This is a genomic window from Jilunia laotingensis, from assembly GCF_014385165.1.
Lineage (GTDB): Bacteria > Bacteroidota > Bacteroidia > Bacteroidales > Bacteroidaceae > Bacteroides > Bacteroides laotingensis.
Window position 1 is genome coordinate 1308776 of the sequence record NZ_JACRTF010000001.1, and the last position, 26257, is coordinate 1335032.

At 45.0% G+C, this 26257-nt stretch carries 14 protein-coding genes; 13 read left to right on the plus strand and 1 reads right to left on the minus strand.

All coding sequences use genetic code 11. The features are described 5' to 3' along the window. Positions 1–128 precede the first annotated feature (128 nt). The 13 genes from H8744_RS05115 to H8744_RS05175 all read left to right on the plus strand — a co-directional run bounded on the left by H8744_RS05115 (position 129) and on the right by H8744_RS05175 (position 24978). Positions 129–3386: a SusC/RagA family TonB-linked outer membrane protein gene (locus H8744_RS05115; protein ID WP_262433804.1), complete on the plus strand. Its 3258-nt coding sequence runs from the start codon at positions 129–131 to the stop codon at positions 3384–3386. A gap of 13 nt (positions 3387–3399) precedes the next feature. Next, positions 3400–5067 (plus strand): RagB/SusD family nutrient uptake outer membrane protein, encoded by a 1668-nt coding sequence (locus tag H8744_RS05120; RefSeq protein WP_262433805.1) that lies wholly within the window; start codon positions 3400–3402, stop codon positions 5065–5067. Between the two features lie 26 nt (positions 5068–5093). Continuing rightward, positions 5094–7322, plus strand: coding sequence for a GH92 family glycosyl hydrolase (locus H8744_RS05125; RefSeq protein ID WP_262433806.1), 2229 nt, complete (start codon positions 5094–5096; stop codon positions 7320–7322). A 3-nt stretch (positions 7323–7325) separates the two neighbouring features. Continuing rightward, complete coding sequence (locus tag H8744_RS05130) at positions 7326–9314, plus strand: retaining alpha-galactosidase (protein ID WP_262433807.1); 1989 nt, start codon at positions 7326–7328, stop codon at positions 9312–9314. Between the two features lie 22 nt (positions 9315–9336). Beyond that, complete coding sequence (locus H8744_RS05135) at positions 9337–11574, plus strand: T9SS type A sorting domain-containing protein (RefSeq protein WP_262433808.1); 2238 nt, start codon at positions 9337–9339, stop codon at positions 11572–11574. A gap of 109 nt (positions 11575–11683) precedes the next feature. Beyond that, positions 11684–13972 (plus strand): endo-alpha-N-acetylgalactosaminidase family protein, encoded by a 2289-nt coding sequence (locus H8744_RS05140; protein ID WP_262433809.1) that lies wholly within the window; start codon positions 11684–11686, stop codon positions 13970–13972. Between the two features lie 1010 nt (positions 13973–14982). Then, on the plus strand, positions 14983–15537 hold the full coding sequence (locus H8744_RS05145; protein WP_262433810.1) for a hypothetical protein: 555 nt from the start codon (positions 14983–14985) through the stop codon (positions 15535–15537). Between the two features lie 37 nt (positions 15538–15574). Further along, positions 15575–16069 (plus strand): hypothetical protein, encoded by a 495-nt coding sequence (locus tag H8744_RS05150; RefSeq protein WP_262433811.1) that lies wholly within the window; start codon positions 15575–15577, stop codon positions 16067–16069. Positions 16070–16307: 238 nt separating this feature from the next. Beyond that, positions 16308–17942, plus strand: a complete 1635-nt coding sequence (gene susR, locus H8744_RS05155; protein WP_262433812.1) for a SusR family glycan utilization regulator — start codon at positions 16308–16310, stop codon at positions 17940–17942. Positions 17943–18071: 129 nt separating this feature from the next. Then, complete coding sequence (locus H8744_RS05160; RefSeq protein ID WP_262433813.1) at positions 18072–18581, plus strand: hypothetical protein; 510 nt, start codon at positions 18072–18074, stop codon at positions 18579–18581. A 314-nt stretch (positions 18582–18895) separates the two neighbouring features. After that, positions 18896–21856 carry a SusC/RagA family TonB-linked outer membrane protein gene (locus H8744_RS05165; protein ID WP_262433814.1) on the plus strand — a complete coding sequence of 987 codons (2961 nt, stop codon included), beginning with the start codon at positions 18896–18898 and terminating at the stop codon, positions 21854–21856. 28 nt (positions 21857–21884) lie between these two features. Then, complete coding sequence (locus H8744_RS05170) at positions 21885–23579, plus strand: RagB/SusD family nutrient uptake outer membrane protein (RefSeq protein ID WP_262433815.1); 1695 nt, start codon at positions 21885–21887, stop codon at positions 23577–23579. 112 nt (positions 23580–23691) lie between these two features. Beyond that, on the plus strand, positions 23692–24978 hold the full coding sequence (locus tag H8744_RS05175; RefSeq protein WP_262433816.1) for a histidine-type phosphatase: 1287 nt from the start codon (positions 23692–23694) through the stop codon (positions 24976–24978). Between the two features lie 118 nt (positions 24979–25096). On the opposite strand, the gene H8744_RS05180 is transcribed toward H8744_RS05175, so the two are convergent. Then, positions 25097–26251, minus strand: coding sequence for a tetratricopeptide repeat protein (locus H8744_RS05180; RefSeq protein WP_262433817.1), 1155 nt, complete (start codon positions 26249–26251; stop codon positions 25097–25099). Positions 26252–26257 lie beyond the last annotated feature (6 nt).

Sequence of the window (26257 nt, forward strand, 5' to 3'; positions counted from 1 at the left end):
AATGGTGGTAGGAAAGAGCGTATTGTATTTTGTAGGCAAAGGTAATATTAAATTTTTATTATACATTAAATCAAATTACAATGTCTAACATCAAACAGTTATTATGCGGTATTTTAACCTTATTTTACATGGTAAGTTCCGTACCGTTAATGGCACAAAGTACAACAAAAGTTCAGCTTTCGGCAAAAGAATTTTCTTTGGACAAGCTGATAAAAGAGATAGAGAGCAAGACAAACTTTACTTTTGTCTTTGACAGCTCCATCGACCTGAAACAAAAAGTCAACACCACATCCGGAGACATTTCTTCCATATTGAAGAAAGCCCTCGATCATAAGGATATCACTTTCGAGTTCATAGGCAAACAGATTGTCTTGAAAAAAGTAAAGGCACAAGCACCCGTAACCAAAAAACGTCTGTTAACCGGAAAGGTTACAGACGAGACGGGTGAACCCCTGATAGGCGTCAGTGTCTTGGTGAAAGGGACTACTATGGGAACCGTCACCGACCTGGATGGAATGTTCCACCTCAACGGAGACCTTTCCGACCATAACATGCTTGCGTTCTCGTACATCGGCATGAATCCGAAAGAGTTACAGATCGGTCAGAACAACACAATCAACGTCATATTGGAGGCGGACACCAAAGCATTGGATGAAGTAGTAGTGGTAGGTTACGGTACTCAGAAAAAACTGAATGTAACCGGAGCCATCGATGTCATTTCATCCGAATCGCTCGAGAAGATGCCGGTATCTAACATCACCCAAAGCCTTCAAGGGAGCGTACCGGGCATTATCATCACCGATGGAGGAGGAAAGCCGGGCACATCCCTCTCTATCAACGTCAGAGGACAAGGTACGCTGGGCAGCACGGAACCTCTGGTCGTCATCGATGGTATCCCAACAGGAATAGGAGATTTCAACATACTCAATCCGAACGATATCGAGTCCATCTCCGTATTGAAAGATGCCTCATCGGCAGCCATCTACGGATCGCGTGCAGCCAACGGTGTGTTGGTAGTCACCACCAAGAAAGGGAATAAAGAACGGAAGCCCGTCATCAACTTCTCATACAACTATTCCTCACAAGCGCCTACCAAAGTTCCTCAGATGCTGAACTCATGGGAATATGCCGAACTACGGAACGAACAGTTGACCAATTCGGACAAAATGATACAGTTCACACCGGAGGAGATAGAACTGATGAAAAACGGGATGGACCCGGATAACTTCTCTAATGTGAATTGGTGGGATCAAGCAGTAAAAAGCCATAATGACATGCAGAATGTGAACCTAAGAATCTCCGGGGGCGGTAACAAGATGAGCTACATGGTGTCGGGAGGCTATACCAGCCAAACCGGACTGATCGACTATACGGATTTCAAGAAATACAATGCAAGAGCAAACTTAAATTTCCAGATCATCGATAACCTAGACGCTTCCGCCAGTATCTCCTACTACCGCGATGAGACGCAAGTGCCTTACAATTACGACCGCTTCTTCGGCGAAGTGATGAACATGGCTCCTTACGTACCCGTAAAAAAGCAAAACGGAGATTGGGGGCACCTCAACAACGAGACGACCAATCCGATTGCCTGGATCAAAGACGGTGGTTACAGGAAAAGTTATGATGAGAACCTGTCCATGTCGATGTCTGCAAACTGGGAGATATTCAAAGGATTGAAATTGAGAGGACAGGCTGCCTACAATCACTGGACACCGGGACATACGGAAATATCCAAGACCATCGAAATGACGAATGAAGACGGTTCCCAATCATTGATCAACAACCCGAACGGTGTCAGCCGCCAGCTAATCACCAAAAATCTGATCGTCCTGCAAGGATTGCTGGATTACGAAAAGCAATTCGGTTCACACAACGTACATGCTTTGCTCGGCTACTCGGACGAACACTATACGAGTTCATGGGTAGGCGGATGGAGATGGTATGTACCGGACAATAACATGGAAGAAATAGACGGTGCCACCGGCTCAGGCGATGCACAGGGCACCTGGGGTTCGTCCGATGAATGGAGAATGCGTTCCTATTTCGGCCGTGTAAACTATGACTTTGCAGGAAAATACTTTGTGGAAGGAAACTTCAGATACGACGGTTCATCACGGTTGGCTCCGGGACATCATTACACTTTCTTCCCTTCCGGTTCGGTGGGATGGAGAATATCGGAAGAACCTTTCATGAACTTCTCCCGGAAGTATCTGGATAACCTGAAACTGCGTGCTTCCTACGGACAGTTGGGAAACCAGAGCATCTCCCTATACCAATATGCGGAGGTCATCACCACCGATCCCAAAGGATATATGTTCGGCCACAAATGGGTTCCGGGATCGTATATCGGCAAACTGCCTAATACGGAGATCGGCTGGGAAATCTCGAACATATTCAATATCGGTATCGATCTGGGCTTCTTCAATAACCGCCTGTCCGCTACTTTCGACTGGTATAACAAGAAGACCAATGACATCCTTCTAGATGTTCCGGTATCTTCCGTCATCGGTATCCCCGTCTCCGTACAGAATGCAGGAAAGATGAAAAACTGGGGATGGGAACTGCTAGTCGGCTGGAAAGACCATATCAACCAGTTCAATTACAGTGCTACCTTTTCACTTTCCGACCAGCGGAATGAGGTTCTCGACCTGAAAGGCACCGGTCCTTTCAAAGGCGACCGCACCATCACTCAGGAAGGTTATGCCCTGAATACTTTATATGCTTACGTAGCCGATGGCTTCTACACTTCCGAAGAAGAAATAGCCAACAGCCCGAAGTTTGAAGGCTACGCCAGCCAATTGAAGGTGGGAGACATCAAGTACAAAGACCTCTCAGGCCCCAACGGAGTGCCCGATGGTAAAATAGACAGTTATGACAAGACTTATGTAGGATGGAGTGCCCCGAGATTCATGTACGGGCTTGATCTGACAGCCGAATGGAAAGGGCTGGATGTACGTGCTTTCCTTCAGGGAGTGGGCAAACGTGACGAATACGTTCATGGACAAATCATCTATCTGAGTGGCGGTTTCAAACATATCCAGGAAGACCGGTGGAACCCGAACCGTTCCGTAGAAGACAATCTGCAACATGCCAAATACCCGCGCCTGACCGATGGCCAAGGAAACAATTACGAAATGTCCACCTTCTGGAAACATAACGCAGCTTATCTGAGACTCAAGAATTTCCAGATAGGTTATACCCTTCCCAAGAAATGGACAAGCAAGGTAACGATGGAAAAGGTACGTTTCTATTTCTCGGGAAACAACCTGTTCACCCTTACCAAGTTCCCTTATGTAGACCCGGAAGGCAATTCGAGCGGGGCATATTATCCACAACTGAGAACCTTCTCATTTGGCGTTGACATAACAATCGGAAAAAATTAAATTGATACATATTATGAAACATACCATTCTGACTTGCCTGAGCCTATGCCTTGCATTTTGCTCTTGCACAAACGGATTAGATTTATATCCTACAGATAAAATATCTTCCAAAAACTTCTGGAAAACACCGGATGATGCATTGAAGGGTGTCAATGCTACCTATCAATACGTTTTTCCCGAATCGGACGAATACGGATTGGACTTGCTTTTCTACGAATCGGCTTCGGACAATTCATACAACCAGCATAGCAACCAGTTCGGCAACTTCCAGCAAATCGCCCTCGGAGCGTATGAGTCCAATCATGCCGCTATCAAGAAAATGTGGGATTTGCGTTACGAATGCATCCGTAAATGCAATGAATTCATGGAAAATATAGCAAGGGTGTCCATGGACGATAACCTACGTGAGAGATACACCGGGGAAGTACGCTTCCAAAGGGCTTATGCCTATTATTACCTGATTTCCCTGTTCGGAGATGTCCCTTTGGTGGATAAGACACTCACCATTCAGGAAGCCGGTAAAGTGACCCGTACCCCCAAAGAAGCAGTTGCCGATTTCATTCTCAAAGATCTGGATGCAGCTATCGACGTACTTCCCGAATCTTATAGCGGAGACGATGACGGCCGTGCTACCAAATGGGCTGCCCTGGCTCTGAAAAGCAGAGTATGTCTCTTAATGGCAGGAGATTACCGGGAGAATCCCGACAGTAAATACTGGGGAATGGCAGCCGATGCCGCCTATAAAGTATGGAAAGAGAGCAAACACCAACTTTATAGAAAGGGAAGTTCCGGTGCCGACAGTTATGCCAAGTTGTTTTACGACAACGACGCCAGCGCACCCAATTCGGAAGTGATCTATGAAGCCCAATTCACCACCCTTGAGAGACCGCTTTACGGATTTACCGTCAAACTGGCTTGCGTCAGTGACGGTGGATGGAATTCATGGTCACCGACTCAGGACATGGTAGATGCTTACTATATGAAAAGTACGGGGAAACGCATCGATGAAGAAGGCTCGGGATACGATCCCGAAAATCCGTATGAAGACAGAGACCCGCGCCTGAAAGCGACCGTCTATTATCCGGGCAATACGACTCTGAAAGGGTTGACCTACAACAGTCAGCCGGGAGAAGGTGCCCCCGACCGGATGGATCAGCATAACGGTACAAAAACCGGCTATGGCTGGAAGAAATTCCTCGACCCGACCTTACTCGGCACATGGGATACCGGAAAAGATTTCCCCCTCATCCGGTTAGCAGAGGTATTATTGAACTATGCGGAAGCCAAAAATGAGGAACTGGCAGCACCCGACCAAAGTGTTTACGATGCAGTCAATGCCGTACGACTCAGAGTGCAGATGCCTAAGCTGGAAAAGGATCTTGATAAAAACAAGATGAGAGAACGCATCCGCGATGAACGCAGAGTGGAACTTGCCTTCGAGGGTACACGGTTCTTCGATATACGCCGTTGGCACATCGCCCACGAGGTCCTTAACCGAAACAACGGATGGATATTGGGCATGAAGCTCAATAACCCGGACAACTACATCGTGAACAGTGAAGGCCATGTACGTGCCGGAATCCGGACATTCAATCCGGACAAGCACTATCTATGGCCTATCCCGCAAAGAGAAACCGAACTTAATCCCCATTTATTACCCAATAATCCGGGCTGGAATTAAATAACTAACTTACATATAGTTTTTTTATGAAGAACAGAATTATAATATTCGTTATAACCCTGTTTACAGGGGTGTCATATGCCTGTTCGCAGGTAGATCTATCTAAATATGTCGATCCGTATATCGGAGTGGACGGAGGCGGAAATGTCTTTCCGGGACCTTGTGTACCCTTCGGAATGGTCAAACTCGGACCCGATTGTGGAAACAAGGACTGGAATGCCGGTTGGGATCCTACGGGCAACATACACGGGTTCAGCCATGTCCACGTCAGCGGTACGGGAGGAGGATGCAAGTATGGTAATATCCTGATGCTTCCGATAACAGGAGCCATCCAACTAAACGATTATTCTTCCCCGCGTTCGGAAGAGGCAATAGCCTTAAGTTCCTATTCTGTCAAACTGGACAGATATAATACACAAGCCCGGCTGACCGCACTTTCCAAAAGTGGCTTCCATGAATATACTTTCCCGGAGAGCAACGATTCTAAAATTATCATCGACCTGGGTAGCTTCTTGCAGTCCCATGAAAAACAGATGTTAGTGGGATCGGAAGTCAGGATACTTTCGGATACGGAAGTGGAAGGATACTCCCGGATCAGGGGAGGATGGAATGAAGGCGGTCCCTATACGGTTTATTTCTATGCCCGCTTCGATACCCCCGCCAAAGAAACGGGAACTTGGAAAAGCAACCGGTTGTATCCGGGTAAGCTCTCCCAAACCGATACGAATGAAAAGACCGGTGCTTATTTCACCTACCAGACAGTGAAAGGACAGAAAGTATGCGCGCAGGTCGGCATTTCGTTCATGGGAACCAACAAGGCAAAAGCCAACTTGGAAGAGATGAAGTCATGGAACTTTGAGGAGGTAAGGAACACCGCTGTCAACCAATGGAACGAGATTCTATCAAAGGTTCAACTTACAGGATCGGAAGAGAACAAGAAAATCTTCTATACAGCCATGTATCATAGCTTCCTACAACCTGTAAACCGCACCGGGGAGAATCCGAAATGGGCTTCCGACGAACCGTATTACGATGATTATTTTGCCATCTGGGATACGTTCCGGGCCACCCACCCCCTGTTCACCCTGCTGGTTCCTTCCATACAGACGGATATGATACGCTCCCTCATCGACATATACAAGCATGACGGCTACATGCCCGATGCTCGCAGCGGAAATGACAACGGCAGGGTACAGGGAGGCAGCGACTGTGATATCCTGATTGCCGATGCCATGGTCAAAGGGCTGAAAGGCATTGACTACGAGACCGCTTTGCAGTCGATGATAAAGAATGCCGAAATCGCTCCGGGAGGTGATGAACGGAAAGAAGGCAGAGGAGGAATAGACGATTACAACACATTGGGATACGTGTCGACCCGTCACGAACGCGCAGGAAGCCGTACATTCGAATACGCCAACTGCGATTTCGCAATAGCAACGGTAGCCAAACGACTCGGCAAACAGGAGATCGCTGAAAAGTATTACCAACGCTCCAATAACTGGCAGAACATCTGGAACGACGGGATTGAGAGTCTCGGGCACAAAGGTTTCCTTTGGCCGAAGAACGCTGATGGTAGCTGGTGCCCCGAAGATAAATTCTCTGTCTTTACAAGCGGCACATGGCCGGACTTCCTGTATGAAACATTCTCCTGGGAGATGTCTTTCTACGTACCCCACGATGTCAACAAGCTAATAGAGAAATGCGGAGGGAAAAAACAATTCATCAACCGGTTGGACACCTACTTCACCCATGAACGTTGGGATCAACGCTGGTTTATGGGATTGTTCCAGATTTCCAACGAACCGGGATTCCTTGTTCCTACTTTCTACAACTATGCGGGACGGCCTGACAAAACCGCAGAAGTAGTCCGCAAAACCCTGCGCACCCGTTACAACACAACCCGCGAAGGCATACCGGGGAATGATGATTCCGGTTCGATGTCTTCCTGGTATATCTTCCATGCCCTGGGCTTTTACCCTAACGCGGGGCAGGATGTATATCTGATTTCAAGCCCCCTGTTCCAGGCAGCAACCCTTTCACTCGAAAACGGGAAAGAGCTGAAGATCACTGCCAAGAATGCAAGCGACAAAAACATTTATGTACAATCGGTCAGACTGAATGGAAAAGAACTGGATAAATGCTGGTTCCGCCATACCGACATCGCCAACGGAGGAAGCCTTGAATTCATCATGGGCAGCAAACCTTCCAAATGGGGGAAATCGGGAGAGTTACCACCATCCTTGTCTACCAACTAATTTATGAAACAGCATATGACAAATAAAGGAAAATATTTAATCGGGCTTTTCCTCCTTTGCTCTGCAAGCCTGTACAGCAAAGATTTCAAAGTAGCTTCCCCGGACAACAAGATTACGTTGAACGTGAGTGTGGACAAGGGGATCAGTTGGAGTGTGAACTACGGTTCCACTCCCGTCATCACCCCTTCCTTCGTCTCTTTACGGACGGATAAAAAGACATGGGGAGAGGAGCCGCGTATCCGTAAATCGGATGTCCGCACCGTCAACGAAACGATTGAAGCCCCGGTCTATAAGAAGAAAGAAGTTGCCGACCACTACAAAGAGCTGAGCCTTACCTTCACCGGGAATTACGCGCTTCAATTCCGTGTTTACGATGACGGAGTAGCTTACCGGTGGATTAGTTCACAAAAGGGGGATATCACTATCTTATCGGAAAAAGCGGAATTCAATTTTGCGAAAGACGACTCGAAAGCGTATATCGGGTATGTCAATGCCAAAGAGCAGGACGTGTATGCATGTTCTTTCGAGAACACTTATAAACACATCCCCCTGAAAGAGATGTCCGATTTCTGGCCCGCCTTTGCACCGGTATTGGTGGAACAGGGAACCATTAAATGCGGAATCACGGAAGCCGATCTGGAAGATTATCCGGGCATGTTCCTCCGCCTCAACCCAAAGACCCGACAGGGACTGACGGGCGACTTTGCCCCCTACCCAGTCGAAGAGGTGCAGGGAGGACACAACAATCTGCAATCGCTCGTAGTGAAACGGGCAGATTACATCGCCAAGACCAAAGGTAACAGGACTTTCCCCTGGCGAACGGTTATCATTGCCGCTGCCGATAAAGATTTGTTGAACAACGACATGGTATACAAACTGGCAAGCCCGAACCGGATCGGTGATACTTCATGGATCAAGCCCGGCAAGCTGGCATGGGATTATTGGAACGCATGGAACATTTACGGAGTGGACTTTCGCGCTGGAATCAACACGAATACGTACCTATTCTACATTGACTTTGCCGCTAAAAACGGTATTGAATACGTATTGCTTGATGAAGGCTGGGCGGTGAGTACCGACATCATGAAGGTAGTACCAGAGATCGACCTTCCAGCCATCATCCGCTATGCCGAATCCAAAGGTGTGTCCATCCTTCTCTGGGGAGGATGGTTGCCCCTGAATCAGAAAATGGAGGAAGCCCTTGCCCATTATTCCAAACTCGGAGTCAAAGGTTTTAAAGTGGACTTCATGGACAGGGACGACCAGAAAATGGTTGATTTCTATTACCGATTGGCAAAGAAAGCCGCGGAACATAAGCTCATCATCGACTTTCACGGTGCTTACAAACCTACCGGTCTGCAACGCACCTACCCGAATGTCATCAACTTTGAAGGTGTCTACGGACTGGAATATCTCAAAGGAGACTATCCCGACATGCCTTTCAACGATGTGACCATCCCCTACATCAGAATGCTGGCAGGCCCGGTAGATTACACACCGGGAGCCATGTTCAATGCCAATAAAGAGAGTTACAGAGGTATTCATGCAATGCCCATGAGCCAAGGAACACGCGCCCATCAGGTTGCTTTATATGTAGTTTTTGAGTCTCCTTTGAACATGTTGGCGGATAGCCCCAACAACTACATGAAGGAACAGGAGACTACCGATTTCATCCGTCAGATACCAACCGTATTCGACCAGACGGTTGCCCTGGATGGAAAAGTGGGAGAATACGCTGTCACCGCCAGAGAGGAAGCGGGTACATGGTATCTGGGAGCTATTACCAACTGGGATGCACGGGAGATCATTATCGATTGTTCTTTCCTGAAATCCGGTAACTGGCAGATAGAACTGTTCAAGGACGGAATCAATGCCGACCGGAATGGTAACGACTACAAACGGGAAATCTTCAACGTGAATGCCGCAAGCAAACTGAAAGTGCAACTTGCACCGGGCGGTGGAATGGCTGCCATCATCAGAAGAACCAATTAATAACCTTTTAATTCATAGTAAAATGAAACATTCTAACTTATTTATCGCATGTTGCCTATCATTCATGGCAAGCAGTATGTCTGCAAAAGATTTTTATGTGAAAGTCGGTGCATCCGGCAACGGAGATTCCTGGGAGCAAGCTTCCGGTGACCTCTCTAAAACTCTGTTGAATGCTACTGCCGGATCGACGGTGCATGTAGCAGCGGGAGAGTATAAACCGACCCTGAATTTCAAAGGAGAGAACAGCAATCCGAAGGAGTTCCGCTTTAAAATTGCCGGAGGCGTTAACCTATTGGGTGGATATCCGGCCAGTGGCAACGGTGAAAGAGACCCGCAAACCAATGTCACTTCCCTGAACGGTCAAATCGATGATGGCAGCAGTGTATACACCATCGCCTACGTTACCTTGGGTGATCAGATGGCAGTAGTGGACGGCTTTACTTTCAAAAACGGAAACGGTGAAAACGGTGAACATTACGGTGACTTCAGCGGTGGCGCAGGTGCCATCATCCTGAAAGGCGGAAGTGAAGCTGAAGGAGGTTCGCCCGCAGGAATGGGGCTGAGACTTGCCAACTGTACCTTCGAGAACAATACCGCTGCATGGGGAGGAGCCTTGAAACTTCAACGGCCCGACAATCAGCAAGCGTTAGTGGTGCTTGAAGTGGAAAATTGTACGTTCGCAAACAACAAATCCGACCAGAACGGAGGAGCCATCGCTGCATGGGGATATAACATCAAACTTAAAGACAGCCAATTCATCAACAACACCGCCGAGATTTCGGGAAACAACGGTGGAGCATTAGCCGCTTATGAATCGACCATCAGCGCGGAGAACTGTATCTTCCAGAAAAACATTGCCGGTAGTAACGGTGGTGCCCTTTTCTCAGAAGGAGGACAGGACATGACCGTACTCAACTGCCAATTCAACGAGAATGCCGGTTGGGAAGGCGGTGCCATCCGTTATACCAACGCTGACGAGGCAGAAATGAGCATTCAGGTGAAAGACTGTACTTTTACGAAGAACAAAGATGCCAAATCGAACGGTAACGGTTCCGGTGGAGCCATCAACTATACCGCATGGAACTCTACCATCGAAATCACCAATTGCCAGTTTGATGGAAATACGGTAGGGAATGCCGGAGGCGCACTCCGCATCAACGGTAAGTTCAACCTCGATCATTGCGATTTCTATAACAACATTGCCGGAGACCATGCCGGAGGATGGCTGGATGCAGAGGTAGCCACCGTCAGCAATTGTACTTTCGGGAAGAACACCAGTACCGGAAATGCGGAAGGCACAGCTTTCAAAGGACAGATTAAAGACCTGACCGTCTCCAATTGCCGTTTCTTCGAGAATGTGGGCAATTCCATTCTCGGCATCGGATGGGAATCACGGGTAAACATGGAGAACATCTCCATCTACAACAACACAGCCACCGCACTGGCTTTCCAGAATGCTTTCGCTGACATCCGCAACATCACGATCAGCGGTAACAGATCGGTCAATAACGGAGCCATCATGAACGGTAACTGGGAAGGTTATTCGGAAATCAACCTGATAGGTGCCACCATCATTGGTAACGAGTCTGCCGAAGGAAAACAGAGCTTCTTCAAGACTGGAGGCGACTGTTCCATCACCCTCAACAACGCAATCTATGCGCTGAACACCGTAGGCGGAAATCCGGACGAAACGGATTACTCGACCGGAGACTTCATGTCTTTCGTACATCTTTATTCAATCTGGAACGACAAACGTTTCATCGATGCCGACGATTACTATGGCGAAGACATCTCCGATACTCCTATCCAGATCGGAACTACCCTCAGCGAACTGCAAGAAGTAAACGCACAGATGGTACATCTGTTGACGGGCGACAACAACCCTGCCATCCAAACGGGAAATCCCACACTGGCAGGAACGACAGACCAATTGGGAAAGACTCGCCCGGAGGCTCCAAGCATGGGAGCTTGCGAACCTTCCAACGAATCGGGTATCGAGATCGGAACCGTTGACGGAACAGAATCGTTGCTGATCTACCCGATGCCTGCCACGGGTGACTTTACGGTGAAAGCAAACATCGGAAAAGCCAACAACGCCCGCATATTGATTTATACCCATATGGGACAGCTCGTACAAAAGGATGCTATGCAAATGGACAACGGCACAGCCGTATACAAAGGGTACTTGCCCTCAGGAAACTACATTATTATGGTAGAGACGAACCAAGCAGTCCGCACAGGTAAATTGATTGTTAAATAAAGGAGAACAACCTGAGAGTGTGCCGGAACGAAACGCCACTGTCGAAAAGAAGGTAGGCACTAACTTCTGGCACACACTCTCTTTCTGAAAACCAAAGCAAAGACACTATATGAAAACAATATCCAAAATCATACTCTTGATGGTACTTTCGTCCACCCTATTCCTGCAAACGGTGGTAGCACAGCAAAGAATGGAATATACCTATCCTCAATATCCCTACGGCAAAGACTTGTCACAAACACTCACCTTCAAAATCATGTTGCGCTGTGCGCGTCCTCAGGACGTATCGAACCTTGATATGGGACGGGTATTGAACTACATCAAACAGATAGACTGCATCACCCGCGGACTCCCCAAGATAGTCATACTGGGAGGATTCCAGCAAGACGGGCACGACCATCAATATCCGTGGTGGACACCCATCAATGACACCTTTACAGCTCCCGGAGGACTGACCGGGAAGGAAGCCCTCTTGTGGCTGATGCAACAAGCACGCCGTTACAACACAAACTGTACTTTTCACGTCAACCCGTTCGATGCCTACAAAGACTCTCCCAAATGGGCACTTTATCAGGAGAAAGACCTCATCTGCCGGAAAGAGTCGGGTAGCTTCGTTCCCGGTGGTGTATGGTGGAACCGTCAGAGCTATATGGTCAATCTCGTAAAAGAGTGGGAAAGCGGAGTCACCAAGCAGAAGATAGACGAATTCCTGAAAGAAGTCCCCCTGGTCAAAGAGACGGGAGTACTCTATTTCGACAACATCACGCAGTATCCCGCCAGCCCTTATCACGGCATCACGAAAGACGACCAACGGGATGCGGTAAAGAAATGCACCGAGTACCTGAAACAGGAGTACGGCATCCAACTGATCGGTGAATATGCCGACCCGAAGCTGTACGGCTTCCTTACCCAAGGGATTACCTGGGACTGGAACAAGTCGCTCGAAGTAAACCAGATGGAGATTCCCGCCTACATCATGTGCGGTGGCAGGGACATTGCGCACGACACCCTTCTCGGTCAGCAAATCAACCTGAAACCCCACTTGCAGGTATTTGGAACCAGCCTGCAACTGGAAGATATCCAGTTCCAGTACTATCCGGACAGAGTGGTAAGGGAGTTTACCCACCACACACTCGCCTATTTCTATCTGAACCGCTTACTCCGCGAAAACTACATACAGGAAGGTTCCTTATACCGCCTGACTTTATCGGACAATGTGGTCAGTGAATACAGCAACGACGTACACAAGATATTCCGTGACGGCAAACTGGTAAAAGAAGGATACGACGTATTCCTCCCCGTATACTGGCAGAATCATCCCGAGATCATGGCGTACTCGCTGAACGGAGGCAACTTCGACTGGAACTTCCCCAAAGAATGGTCACAAATACAAAAAGTAGATATATACACTTTCAACGAGAGTTTCAACGGTTTGACCGTTGTAGAGTCCGGACGGAGCATAACCGGCAACCGAATCTCCCTCGCGATGGAAGCCAATAAAGCCCTCTTGATTGTTCCCACCGGAACCAATATGGCTTCCAAAGAAACCATCTATTCAAAACCCGCTTCGGGCAATGTCGTATTCTTAGGAAAAGACGAAACGACCCGGGGCGACTGGAATACCCGGTACGGCACGCAGGGATATGACATCTTCGGCTGCGACACCCGACAGGAGAAAGACAATGTGAAGATCGACTATATAGGCGATGAATTGCTTATCGCCAGTAAGGATGCTGCCGGCAGCAACGCCTTGCGCAGTCCCGAAGATGCTTCCAAACGTATTCAGGCAGTCAGGACTTCAAAGCTGCACCAACTGATAGATATCAATGTGAATGAAGAGAGACCTTCAAAAATCTCTCTTTACTTTGCCGATTATGAGAACAAAAACATCCAGATGCTGGTAGATGTCATTGATGTGAACACCAAGAAGGTGCTTCACTCCACCCTCCTGAACGATTTTGCAGAAGGTGTCTACCTGTCCTATTCCATAAAAGGTCATTTACAGGTACGGCTTACCCGTTTCTTCTACGATTATTACAGCGACCCCTCCTACCCCGTTTGTTCAGGCGTGTTCATAGACGAAGACAACTCCACCGGAATAAACCTCAACGAACCGGAGGCAAACGATCCCGTGAAAGTAAGAAACTACCCGAATCCTTTCAAGGAGCAAACCACCTTTTACGTGACCGTGGACAAACCGCAGAGCATTCAGCTCTCGGTTTACTCCACCCAGGGAAATCTCCTGTTCCAGACCTCCTGCCATGCCGGTAGTGCCGGGACTGTAGAATTCATCCTTCATGATACGGACATAAGTAAAGGTCATTCCCCCAATGGCCTTTATCTATACACCATTCGGACGGAAACCTTCCTGGAAGGAGGCAAACTCATGCAATATTAATTCCATCTGATAAAGAGACAGTTGACACCCCAATCACCGGCTTTTCAGACGCAGTAATTCAGCAGACTAAAAAAGGATATATAAAAGACTGGTTATCCATATCTTACAGTTAAAAAAGGGTTATCATACAACAAAAACATCCGGATGTTCTTATACAAAACATGGGGATGTTTTGATAGAGAACACCCGGATGTTTTTTGATAATACATGGGGATGTTCCGAACATTCCATTTAATCCTTGACATATCCGTAATATGGCTTTCATTTGCTACATCTTATGGATCGTTGTTTTGGATAACAATACCTGTCAAACAAAACCTACGACAACATTCTTAAAGATATGTCTTATGCTAGCATATCATTCAGCACATTAAGTATTTTAAGAATCAGTCAATAGTTATAAAAGCATGATCGTGAAAACACATTTTTTCCAATAGAAATACCACAAATCAAGTTGATTTTTTCCTCAAAGGAAAGTAAATTATCCTCGGGGAATAATCCGTTTTTCTCCGGGGATTGTTCATCTTGATCATCGAAAATGCACATATCTTTATATTAATATATATTTTATTGGTTCAGACTACCGTTCAAACTCTTTTTTAAGTTTCCTTCTTATACACTGATATATAAATCATTGCAAGGGCAATGACCGTTCAAAGTACCGTTCAAGTTTTTACAGCCTTTTTTAGTGAATTTCTACCCTCCTATAACGTTCCTTATTGCCACTAAAATCGACAATAGTAAATGGGCAGTTATGCATATGATAAGTATCTATTTGCCCTTCTTACAACCTAATCGGCCTCCACCGCGTTAATAAAGCATAATTAGTTCTCTAAATGATTGGAATTCTTATACATTATTTGTAATTTTGAAAACAACGTTAACTTTTCAAATATTGGGATGCAAGACTAGATTTTTACAGGAACAATAATATTATAAAACTGTGGCGACCTTAATAAACAAAAATTAAAGTATAGTCTAATTATAACATCAATCAAGAAATGTCAATTATGGAAAAGTTAGTAGCAAATATAATTTATGCATATAATATTAAACACATGTATGATGATAATAAAACTCGTCCAGGTACATGTCCTGTCTGTCATAATACAATTGAAAAAATACCAGATAGCATGTACAAAGTCCCGAAAAAAAAAGGAGATATGTTTTACACTTATGACGGATTTTGTATCGTGTCTGAGAGGTTTAAGAGCTTTTGTGATGAAAGGGAATATCCAAATTTGACTTTCATTGCATTAACTAAATCTGTAGGATTTTATTTTTTCATGCCACAGGATATTTATGAATTAGATTACAGCCGCAGAGAAGTTGAATTTATTAATAAACGAAACTGCTGTGGAAGCTATGACGAGGTTATCGGATCAGTTCCCTCGTATAAAGCTCCCGATTTTTCAATAGATACCAATGATTTTATATGCCGTTCTAAATGGGCTTTTGGTTCCTATGGGCAGAAAAATCTATTAATAATTGTTGGATTGGACACAGTAACTGCAATGAAAGCCTATGGATTAAAGGGAATGTATTTTAAGAATGTTTATTTATAGTCTCCAAAATACACAGCTAAAATTATGGAAATATATTATGATAAGAATTGAGAAACAATACATAGAAAAAATCGATAGAGAAACTTTGAAAACCTTCCCTGACATGAAATATGATAAGGTGGATAACTTCTTTTCTCCTATTGTAATTGAACAGTCCATTATTGGAACCCTCGATCTTGTAGCATTAGAAACACATTCAAGTGTAACAATCAACAAATGCATCATCAATACCTTATATCTGAATTTTTGTTGGTTCCGACAAGGTTTGGATTTTTCCGGGAATATGATTACCAATGATGCTGTCTACGAAGCCGGTGTACATAATCAAATGCCATTTATAATGAAAGACAATGTTTTTCAAGGTTTTATGGACTTTTTCGATTGCCAGTTTGATGCCGAAGTACATGTTACCGGGAATATCTTTTTAAAAGGGACTAATTTGTTGGGAAATAAAGGACAAGGATGGGAGAACACGTTCAATTCACATACAATAATAGAAAATAATTACGGAATTCTTGATGTTTCCGAATAGCCCTTCATATCCATCCCTTTACCAGTCTCGTCAATCTGCCCTGAACGGTATAATAAATGAAATCCAAGTGAGAATCCGTCATATTGATAAAATGGAACTGGAGAAATGATGGTAAATAGAAAAATATTTCATACTTTTACGGACACATAAAGAAGAAGTAATAAAGTACTGTTCCAATGTGTATTAAACAAATGATAAAAGGGGAAAACAAAGTAACTGCAGAACTAATATTTTTAAGATGAAAAGCGTCTGGTTTCTACTTATTATATTATCCAGTTTTACCGTGTCATGTACACCTGCCAGTTCAGACAAGCTTCCCGTGGAAGCTACATTGAAAGAATTGGATGAAACATTGAGCCATAAGGCAGACTATGAGCAGAATAAAGAGCAACACCTGCAAAGCATCAAGAAATTGGCAGCGAATGCCAACACACCGGAGAATCTTTATATGATATTGGATAAGTTATATTCCGATTATTACAACTACAACAATGACTCTGCCTTCTTTTATGCCAACATCAAGCGGCAACTGGTGACGAAAAACCGACTTACCGAACAGGCTATCGACAGCGACCTGGACTGGGCGGAGGTACACTTGATTGCCGGCATGTTCAAGGAATGTTCCGATGTTTTGGACAAAATCATTCCTGAGGAAGTAGATTCTACTTCGCTGCCGAAATATTATTACCTGTACCGCTCCTTATACCGGGCAATGGCCTCCATCGCCATAGAAGATTCGTTGAAAAAGAACTATACGAAGAAAGGATTGGAATACCTACAGAAAAGAAAGGATATTTTAGACCCGAAATCAAGCGACTACTTATATTCCGAAGTCGAAGCATTGCAAAACAAGCAACAAAACGAGAGGGCTATCGAACTCCTGCTCCAACGGTTTCACGAACCGGGCACCTCGTTACAGCAACAGGCTGTATTAGCCTATATGATCGCCTCTTCTTATCAGGAACAAAACGAACCGGAGAAGACGATTTATTACTATACACTCAGTGCTATCAATGATGTAAAGACGGCAACTCACAAACATACCTCCCTCCATCGCTTGGCAAACTTGCTTTTCGAAACAGGAGATATCGAACGGGCATACAGTTATATCAACTATGCCATGGGAGATGCACTGAACGTAAATTCAAGAGTGAACATACATTCCATCACACGCCTGCTTCCCATCATCCAGCAATCGCATGATCAGATGATGAAAGAGAAACGCAGACAACTTTATCTTTTGATCACTGGTATCAGTTTACTTTCAGTCTGCTTATTGGTTACCATTTTTATTGTTTATAAAAATAAGAAGAAAGTATCCGATGCCAAACATCAACTCGCCCAGGTGAACGAGGAACTGAAAGAGGTAAACAGCAAACTGACTTATACCAATACGTGCCTGCAAGAATCCAACAACATCAAAGAGGCGTATATCGGTTACTATATGGACTTATGTTCTACCTATATCAACAAAGTAGAAGAATACAGGAACAATCTGAATAACATAGCCCGCAACGGAGGAGCAAACGAAGTAATGAAGGCACTCCGCAAGCCTTCTTTCCTGAAAAATGACTTGGATGCCTTTTATGAAAGCTTTGACTCCGCTTTTCTAAAAATATTCCCGGACTTCGTGAAACAGTTCAATGCTCTCCTGCAAGAAGACAAACGGATAGACCTCAAGCAAGATGAGTTACTGAATACAGAGCTGCGTATCTTCGCACTGATCCGTCTAGGCATTGGTGACTCCATCAAAATAGCAGAGTTCCTACGCCGTTCACCTTCCACCATCTATAATTACCGGGTGAAATACCGAAACGCAGCAATCAATAACCGGGATGATTTCGACAATCAAGTCAGGAATATAGGCCAATAGGAGTACGTATGGAAGATACATACTTTTTATCAAATTCCATGTTGTGACATAAATTCATGCACCAACTGCAAGCATTTAAAACATAAAGTGTTATATTTGTCGGATTAACTAAAAAATGGAGGAAATACCATGAAAAATCTATTTTTATCGTCAATGTTCTTGCTTGCTGCCGCCTTGATGATCGGATGCAATAGTAATGATGAGAAGACGGACACCATCGAACCACCGGTAAACAAAACTTTGGCAGTTACCGAATTGAACGTAACTGATTGCTTGAACCGTACCCGGACAGACGAAACGGAACAAGAGTCGTTTTATGTAAAGTTGCAGGCAGAAGGCATTCTTAAAGCAGAACACAAAAACCTACAGACCAATTGCGGATATGAACGGATGCAGATAGGAGCTAAGCAATCAGGTGACACTATTATTATCAAGGAAGACGTGTATATCGTCGCTTCTGCCGATTGTATTTGTTCCAGAAATGTATCATTCAAGGTAAGTGATATCCAAAAGAAGAAATACTTTGTGAAATTATGTCCGAGTGAGATTGATAATTCTACTTCTGAAACATTCTCCTCCATGCCTAGGATTTTCACGATTGATCTTGAAAACTCAGACGAAGTAACTGTCACATGGTAAAAACAACATATATATCTGTATGGAAGATAAGCTTATCATTCATACAGATATTTTCTAAAAAAGGACCTTTTTCCTACTAACCAGCCCCCTTTTCAACACAAAAAGAACGTCTTACCATACTACTTCCCACTACTAAAATATCAAATAAGTAAAACCTAAAACCTTTAATTATCAAATAATTAATTAATCTATCTACTACTATTTCAGGCTTGGCCTTTTTCTTTGATTATTCTTATCCATACTTTTGCCTCAACAATATATGCAATCTGCATATCGAACCTAAAAATTTATTGTTCTTTAAACTCTAATTTATTATGATTCAAAATCAATCACGATGGGGCAATATCCGCTCCTTGCTATGCATGCTGATGGGCATGTTACTCTCAGCAAATGTGTTTGCACAACAGATGACGGTGCAAGGACATATTAAAGATTCTAATGGAGAACCCATTATCGGGGCAAACGTTATCGAGAAAAATACGACAAACGGTACCATCACGGACTTCGATGGTAACTTCCGGTTGATGGTAAGCCCGGATGCCACCCTTGCTATCACCTACATCGGCTATACACCGCAGGAAGTAAAAGCAGACAAACAACTAGTAATCACTTTAAAAGAAGACACACAAGTGCTGGATGATGTAGTAGTTATCGGTTACGGTTCGGTGAAGAAATCGGATGCCACCGGATCGGTGATTGCCATCAAGCAGGAAAAGATCGGCAACCAGACTACTGCACAAGATGCATTGGTCGGCAAGGTAGCCGGTGTGAATGTCGTACCGGGCAGCGGTGCCCCGGGTGAAGGAGCCACAATCCGTATTCGAAGCGGTGCCTCACTTTCTGCTTCCAACGACCCGTTGATCGTTATCGACGGTATTCCGGTGGACAACTCTACCATCGAAGGGTCAAGCAACCTTATCGGTTCTATCAACCCAAGCGACATCGAAACCTTCACAGTGTTGAAAGATGCTTCGGCCACAGCTATCTACGGTTCACGTGCTTCTAATGGTGTTATCATCATTACGACCAAAAAAGGTTCTAACAATGGAGTCAGAGTAAATTATACGGGCAACTTCTCCGTAAGTTCCAAAACGGACAAGATGGATGTACTGACTGCAGAAGAGTTCAAAGCTTTCGTACCGACCGTGACAGGCGTGCCTGCACAACCCCAGTTTGGCAATACTTCCACCGACTGGCAGGACGAGATCTACCGCACGGCTTTCGGACAGGAACATAACGTATCTGTAGCAGGAAGCGTCAACCCAGAGACTCCTTACCGTGCTTCTATCGGTTACACCAATCAGGACGGTATCATCCGTACCAACAAATACGAACGTCTGACTGCAAGTGTCGGCTTCGGAAGCAAGTTCTTCGATAAGCACTTGAGCATCGATGTGAACGGAAAATTCTCCAAAGAGAATAATCACAAAGTGGATAACAGTGTTGTTGGCAATGCTGTCAGCTATGACCCGACACGCCCTGTAATGACAGGAAGCGCAACTGCTTCGGAAGATCCGGGACTGGGTTATTTCATTTGGATGAACGGCAATTCTCCTATGGCTATCCAGACTGACAATCCCGTAGCCCAAATCGAATTGCAGAACATGAAAAACAACTTGACACGCTTCATGGGTAATGCTACCATCGATTATAAAGTTCACGGACTGGAAGATCTTCGTTTCAACCTGAACTTAGGTTATGACGGACTGACCAGCAAATACCATAAAGATGTTCCCGAAAAGGCAGGAATGATGTACACACAGAACCAAAAAGACGGTACCGGACTGGCTCAGTACGGCAAGCAACAAAAACGTAACTATCTGTTGGACTTCTATGGCAACTATACCCACACATTTGCAGAGAAACATGCACTGAGTGTAATGGGAGGTTACGGCTGGCAACATTTCTGGAAACGGTATGACTCGACTACCAATGATCCGGCAGGCAACGAACTGGCTTCTCCAAAGCATAATGAATCGGAATATTACCTGTTGTCATTCTACGGTCGTGCCAACTACTCTTATAATGACCGCTACATGATCACCGCCACTTTACGTTCGGATGCATCATCACGCTTCAACAAAGACAACCGTTGGGGCATATTCCCCTCAGTAGCCTTGGGATGGCGTATCAACCAGGAAGACTTCCTGCGTGATTCGGATATCATCTCCGACCTGAAACTACGTTTGAGCTACGGTGTGACCGGACAGCAAGACATCATCAATGACTATCCTTACATGAGTACATTTACCGTTTCTTATCCTGAATCTTGCTATCAGTTCGGTGACAAATGGTATCACACTTACCGTCCGGATGGTTTCGACAGCGATATCAAATGGGAAACAACGACGACTTACAACGTCGGTCTCGATTTCGGCTTCCTGAACAACCGCATCTATGGTTCTATGGATTACTATAAACGCTATACCAAGGACTTGCTGAACAAGATCAACGTGATTGCCGGAGTCAACTATGCACCGGTTCTCTTCACCAACATCGGTAAAATGGAGAACCAAGGTTTCGAGTTCTCAATAAATGCCATCCCGGTACACACGAAGGACTGGGAATGGACAATCGGCATGAACTACACCAATACCCATTCCAAAATCACGAAATTGAACGTGGTTGATTCTAACTCTACTTATGTGGAAACAGGAGCCATCTCCGGAACGGGTAAGTTCGTACAAGTATTCATGGTGGATGAAACTCCGTATACATTCTATCTGGCAAAACAGGCTTATGACGAAAGCGGCAAGCCAATCGAAGGCAAATACATACAGCCGGACGGTTCCATATCGGAAACTGAAACCCGCTATGCAACAGGAAAAAGCGCACTTCCAACTTCTATCCTCGGCTTAAATACCAGACTGAGTTATAAGAATTGGGATCTTGCCATCAGCGGACACGGTTCTTTCGGAAACTATATCTACAACTATGTAGCTGCCGACCAGTATAAAGAACAAGTATATAGCGACCAAGGTTCTTACTCCAATATCCTTCGTAAAACACGCGATTCAGGTTTCAACCAGCAACGCCTTTATACGGATTATTTCCTCGAAAAAGGTTCGTTCTTCAGAATCGATAACATCACGTTGGGATATACCTTCAAACGCTTGTGGGATAACAACAGCACTTTGCGCGCAACATTCAGCGTGCAGAATGTAGCTACCCTGACCGGTTACAGCGGACTTGACCCGGAAATATACAACGGAATAGACAAAGAGATCTATCCGCGTCCGAGAACTTACACGGTAGGTCTGAACCTTACTTTCTAACCAACATCAACCATAATAACGAAAAACAATGAAAAGTATAAAACATATATTTATAAGCGTGGCTCTATTAAGCAGCCTGTTCATAATGAGTTCATGTTTTGGCGATCTCGACACGATGCCACTGGACGATAATCAATTAGTCGGTGAACAAGTATATAAGACGAAAGAAGGTTATGTCGGTGTACTCGCCAAATGCTATGCCTCCCTTATCCAAACCGGACAGCAAGGTGGAGACGGCGGTAACGGTGACCTTGAAGGAGCCAACGAAGGTTATTCCGGCTATGTACGTTGCCTGTTCTATTTGCAGGAATTAGCCACGGACAATTTCATCATGCCGTCCCAATCCAACGGTCTGCGCCACTGCCTGAACATGACCTGGACGGAATCCAACGCAGGAGTGATCAAATGGACTTACCAACGTCTGTACATGTCCATTGCCTACTGTAACGAGTTTCTCAGAGAATGTACCGAATCAAAGCTGAACGACCGCGGACTGCTCAATGAAATGAAAGACGAATACCAGTACTACCGTGCAGAGGCTTCGTTCATCCGCGCTTATTGTTATGCCATGTTATGCGACCTGTACGGATCTGTTCCGTATATCGACGAAGATACGAAAATAAAAGATATCCCCGAACAGTGGAGCCGTAAACAGATCTTCGATTTCACGGTAAATACGCTCCTCGATCTTCAAAACGAACTGAAAGAGCCGGGAACAAACGAATATGGCCGTGTAGACCGTGTGGCAGCTTGGTTCCTTCTTTCCAGAATGTATCTGAACGCACAGACATGGGTAGGAGAAAACAAATATGACGATGCATATAAATATGCAAAGAAGGTAATTGACAGTAACGCTTATCCGTTGGCAAGCGATTACCGCCACATCTTCCTGGCAGACAACAACACTTGCAAAGAGATTATCTGGCCGTTGGTTCAGGACGGAGAAAGAGCGCAAAGTTCGGCAGGAACCAACTTCTATGTAAAGGCATTCGTCAATGGCCCGATGGACGGACTCTACAACACAGGTGTAGGTTCCAAAGGCTGGGGTAACGTTCGCTCCAAAACCACTTTGGTAGATGCATTCGACGCGAATGATGTCCTGTTTGACAAGACAGATACTTGGGGGAATAAAAAACACGATAAACGCGCCCAATTCATGACTGCCCTTGAAAATCAGAAGAAGGAAACTTGGGATGAGAACGACCAGATGACCAGCACATTCACCTGCGGTTATGGATACATCAAATGGAGAAACGTGACTAAAGACGACAAGATATGCGCTTCTGGTGATACATATACTTCCATCGACTTCCCGTTGTTCCGTACCGGAGAAGCTTACCTGACCGCTGCCGAAGCTATCCTGAGAGGTGCAAACGCACAGAAGTCAGAGGCCCTGGGATATGTGAACGAAATCCGTGCCAGAGCTTACATGAGTGACGAGTACGCACAGGCAGGTATCAGTTCCGAAATTTCCGGAAAGATCGGTGAAAACCAACTGACACTGGACTTCATTCTGGACGAACGCCAAAGAGAGCTGGCTTCGGAACTCACACGCCGTACCGACCTTATCCGTTTCGGAAAATTCACCAAAGGCAAAAACTGGGACTGGAAAGGAGTAGAACGTCTTGGCAAAGATGTGGACGATTTCTACCAACTCTTCCCCATCCCCGACAGTGAAATGACAAACAATCCGAAGCTGGTTCAAAACAAAGGATACAATTAACTGTATCAGTTAACAATATATATTAATATGATTTCAATAGTGGCCCGGAAGGCTGTGTCGTGATGACACTCGCCTTTCGGGAGCTATTACCCTAAAAAACTCTGTTTGAATTATGAAACTTATTACCATCTCTTTCGGCTTCCTGTTCTCGCTGTTCACCCTTTTCGGCTATGCTCAGACCACACAGGAAGAAATATATTCGAATATCGAAAAAAGCGGAAGCGTATACTATGCCTACCCGGACATCAACGAGTCTTACACACCGGCTCCCAAAGGATACAAACCTTTTTACATCTCTCATTACGGCCGTCACGGATCACGTTATCTGATCGGTGACAATGATTATCTGACCATCATGGAGACACTGGCCAAAGCCGATTCGGTAGGTTTTCTGACCGAAACCGGCAAGGATGTCCGCAAACGTCTGGACATTGTTTGGAAAGATGCAGAAGGACAAGGAGGAGAGCTTACTCCGATGGGCTACCGGCAACACCGAGGCATTGCAGACCGGATGTACCACAACTTCCCGGAAGTTTTCAAAGGACAACGGCAAATCAGCGCACGTTCCACCGTTGTGGTACGCTGCGTACTGAGCATGACCGCCTTTTGCGAAACGTTGAAAGGGCTAAATCCGAAGCTGGAATTTACTTATGGCTCGGGAGAAAGATATATGAGGTATCTCAATCATTGGAACAAGGAAGCCCGTGAATTCACCTCCGACCAATCGGCATGGCGCGCAGACTACAGGCAGTTCCGTAAAGAACACATCCGCCCGGAAAGGCTGATGAAACTGCTCTTCACCAACCAGAACTACGTAAAACAGCATATCAATGCGGAAGACCTGATGATGGGACTCTACTGGGTAGCTTCGGACATGCAAAACACGGAACTCGACCTTTCTTTCTATGACCTATTCGAAAAAGAGGAGTTATTCAACATCTGGCAGGTGATCAACTACGGGCATTACGTGTGCAACGGGACCTGTCCGTGGGGTAAAGAGATCGTACAACGCACATTTATCCCTCTTTTAGAGAATATTCTCAATTCAGCCGATGAAGCCATCAATAACACTTCCGTGGCAGCAACTTTACGTTTCGGCCACGATGGAAATGTCATGCCCTTGACCGGACTACTGCAATTGGAAAATTGCTACAACGAGGAGAACAATTCCGCTGATTTCTACAAAGTATGGAGTGATTTCAAAATTGTTCCTATGGCGGCAAACGTGCAGATGATTTTCTTCCGGAAAGATAAAAGTGACGATATCCTTGTGAAGTTCATGCTGAATGAAAAAGAAGTAAGCATTCCCCTGGAAAGCGATGTGAAGCCCTACTATCATTGGAAAGACGTAGAAAAGTTCTACAGGAATAAAATCGAGGAATTGCATAAGAATAAATAACTTCATTATCTAACGGTTCATTGAAAAATGAACCGTTAGATATAACCTGTCTGAAGCCGCCCCCTACCGATGTAGGGAAAAGCATACTATCTTACTTCCATACTTCCACTCATTTCTTTTAATAAGAGTAAGCTATTGTTCTTATTTTCTTTGACGGATACCAAGAGATTCCCATAGTAACCTTCATGTCAATATCGAATCCTCCCTTTGTTCCGGGTATCCATGAAGGCATACCGCTAATCATACGCATGGCAGCCTCATCCATCGACACCAGTACCCGTTTTTTATAAGTCGGATTTGAGATACTGCCATTCGATGTAACTTTAAACGTTATTTGTATTTCACCATATCCGGCACTCTTTATTGCAGGGGCTCCCGGCCTACGGTAATTATTAAGATAATTTCTTACCGACTCTGTCATTTTGGGTGCAACAATTTTATTATCAGCCTTCACTCGCTCCTCATATTTAGCTTTTACGGTATTATAAAGCGGACGGGCATCTTCATATCCGGCAGACAAAAGCCGCTCCAAGAGAATGAGAGATTGTGTTATACAACTTCTTCCATTTATACCGTCACCATAGAAATTAGTTGCATATTGGGCATCAGAAATACTAAAATGCGGATTATCCGTTGTTCCCATACCCTTATAAAGCATTTCGGCAACACGCAACTTTGTAAAATTATTGTAATCTCCATCCTTCTTAGCATACCATTTCAGTGCATTCTGCCAATCCACTTCTGTTCCTATCCCATCATAATACATGTCTCCAATAGTAGTATATAGCCATGTCTGTCCATGATTGGCAGCTCGTTCTGCATACATCAATGCTCCGGATAAATCCTTTTCTGTTCCTTCACCGCATAGTTTAGCCTGATAAACATATAATTCGCCCTCGCTTTCTCCTTGCTCTGCCGCTTTCAAAAAGTAGCTGTATGCTGTTTCCAAGTTCTTTGCCACACCATGCCCCTCTTTGTAAAGCCGTCCTATACTTCTCAAGCACGGAGGATAATTACGAGCTTCTCCTTTTTTATAGAGATTCATAGCTACGGTGTAGTTTTTCTCAACCCCTTTTCCAAACTCATACATATATCCCAAATAGTCCAATGCGGCTAAACTGCCATTCTTTGCTGCCCGCTGAAAGTAGGGTACTGCCGATTGATAATTCTCATTCATAAAATAACGGATACCTGTTTCCGTATCAAAATCATTCTGTGCAAATGCCATCACTGCACATAGCATCAATATACTGATTAAATATAATCTCTTCATTCCATT

Excerpts from the sequence above, each read along its gene's own strand:
- H8744_RS05115 (WP_262433804.1), top strand. The coding sequence starts at position 129 with ATGGTAAGTTCCGTACCGTTAATGGCACAAAGTACAACAAAAGTTCAG.
- H8744_RS05120 (WP_262433805.1), top strand. The coding sequence starts at position 3,400 with ATGAAACATACCATTCTGACTTGCCTGAGCCTATGCCTTGCATTTTGC.
- H8744_RS05125 (WP_262433806.1), top strand. The coding sequence starts at position 5,094 with ATGAAGAACAGAATTATAATATTCGTTATAACCCTGTTTACAGGGGTG.
- H8744_RS05130 (WP_262433807.1), top strand. The coding sequence starts at position 7,326 with ATGAAACAGCATATGACAAATAAAGGAAAATATTTAATCGGGCTTTTC.
- H8744_RS05135 (WP_262433808.1), top strand. The coding sequence starts at position 9,337 with ATGAAACATTCTAACTTATTTATCGCATGTTGCCTATCATTCATGGCA.
- H8744_RS05140 (WP_262433809.1), top strand. The coding sequence starts at position 11,684 with ATGAAAACAATATCCAAAATCATACTCTTGATGGTACTTTCGTCCACC.
- H8744_RS05145 (WP_262433810.1), top strand. The coding sequence starts at position 14,983 with ATGGAAAAGTTAGTAGCAAATATAATTTATGCATATAATATTAAACAC.
- H8744_RS05150 (WP_262433811.1), top strand. The coding sequence starts at position 15,575 with ATGATAAGAATTGAGAAACAATACATAGAAAAAATCGATAGAGAAACT.
- susR (WP_262433812.1), top strand. The coding sequence starts at position 16,308 with ATGAAAAGCGTCTGGTTTCTACTTATTATATTATCCAGTTTTACCGTG.
- H8744_RS05160 (WP_262433813.1), top strand. The coding sequence starts at position 18,072 with ATGAAAAATCTATTTTTATCGTCAATGTTCTTGCTTGCTGCCGCCTTG.
- H8744_RS05165 (WP_262433814.1), top strand. The coding sequence starts at position 18,896 with ATGATTCAAAATCAATCACGATGGGGCAATATCCGCTCCTTGCTATGC.
- H8744_RS05170 (WP_262433815.1), top strand. The coding sequence starts at position 21,885 with ATGAAAAGTATAAAACATATATTTATAAGCGTGGCTCTATTAAGCAGC.
- H8744_RS05175 (WP_262433816.1), top strand. The coding sequence starts at position 23,692 with ATGAAACTTATTACCATCTCTTTCGGCTTCCTGTTCTCGCTGTTCACC.
- H8744_RS05180 (WP_262433817.1), bottom strand. The coding sequence starts at position 26,251 with ATGAAGAGATTATATTTAATCAGTATATTGATGCTATGTGCAGTGATG.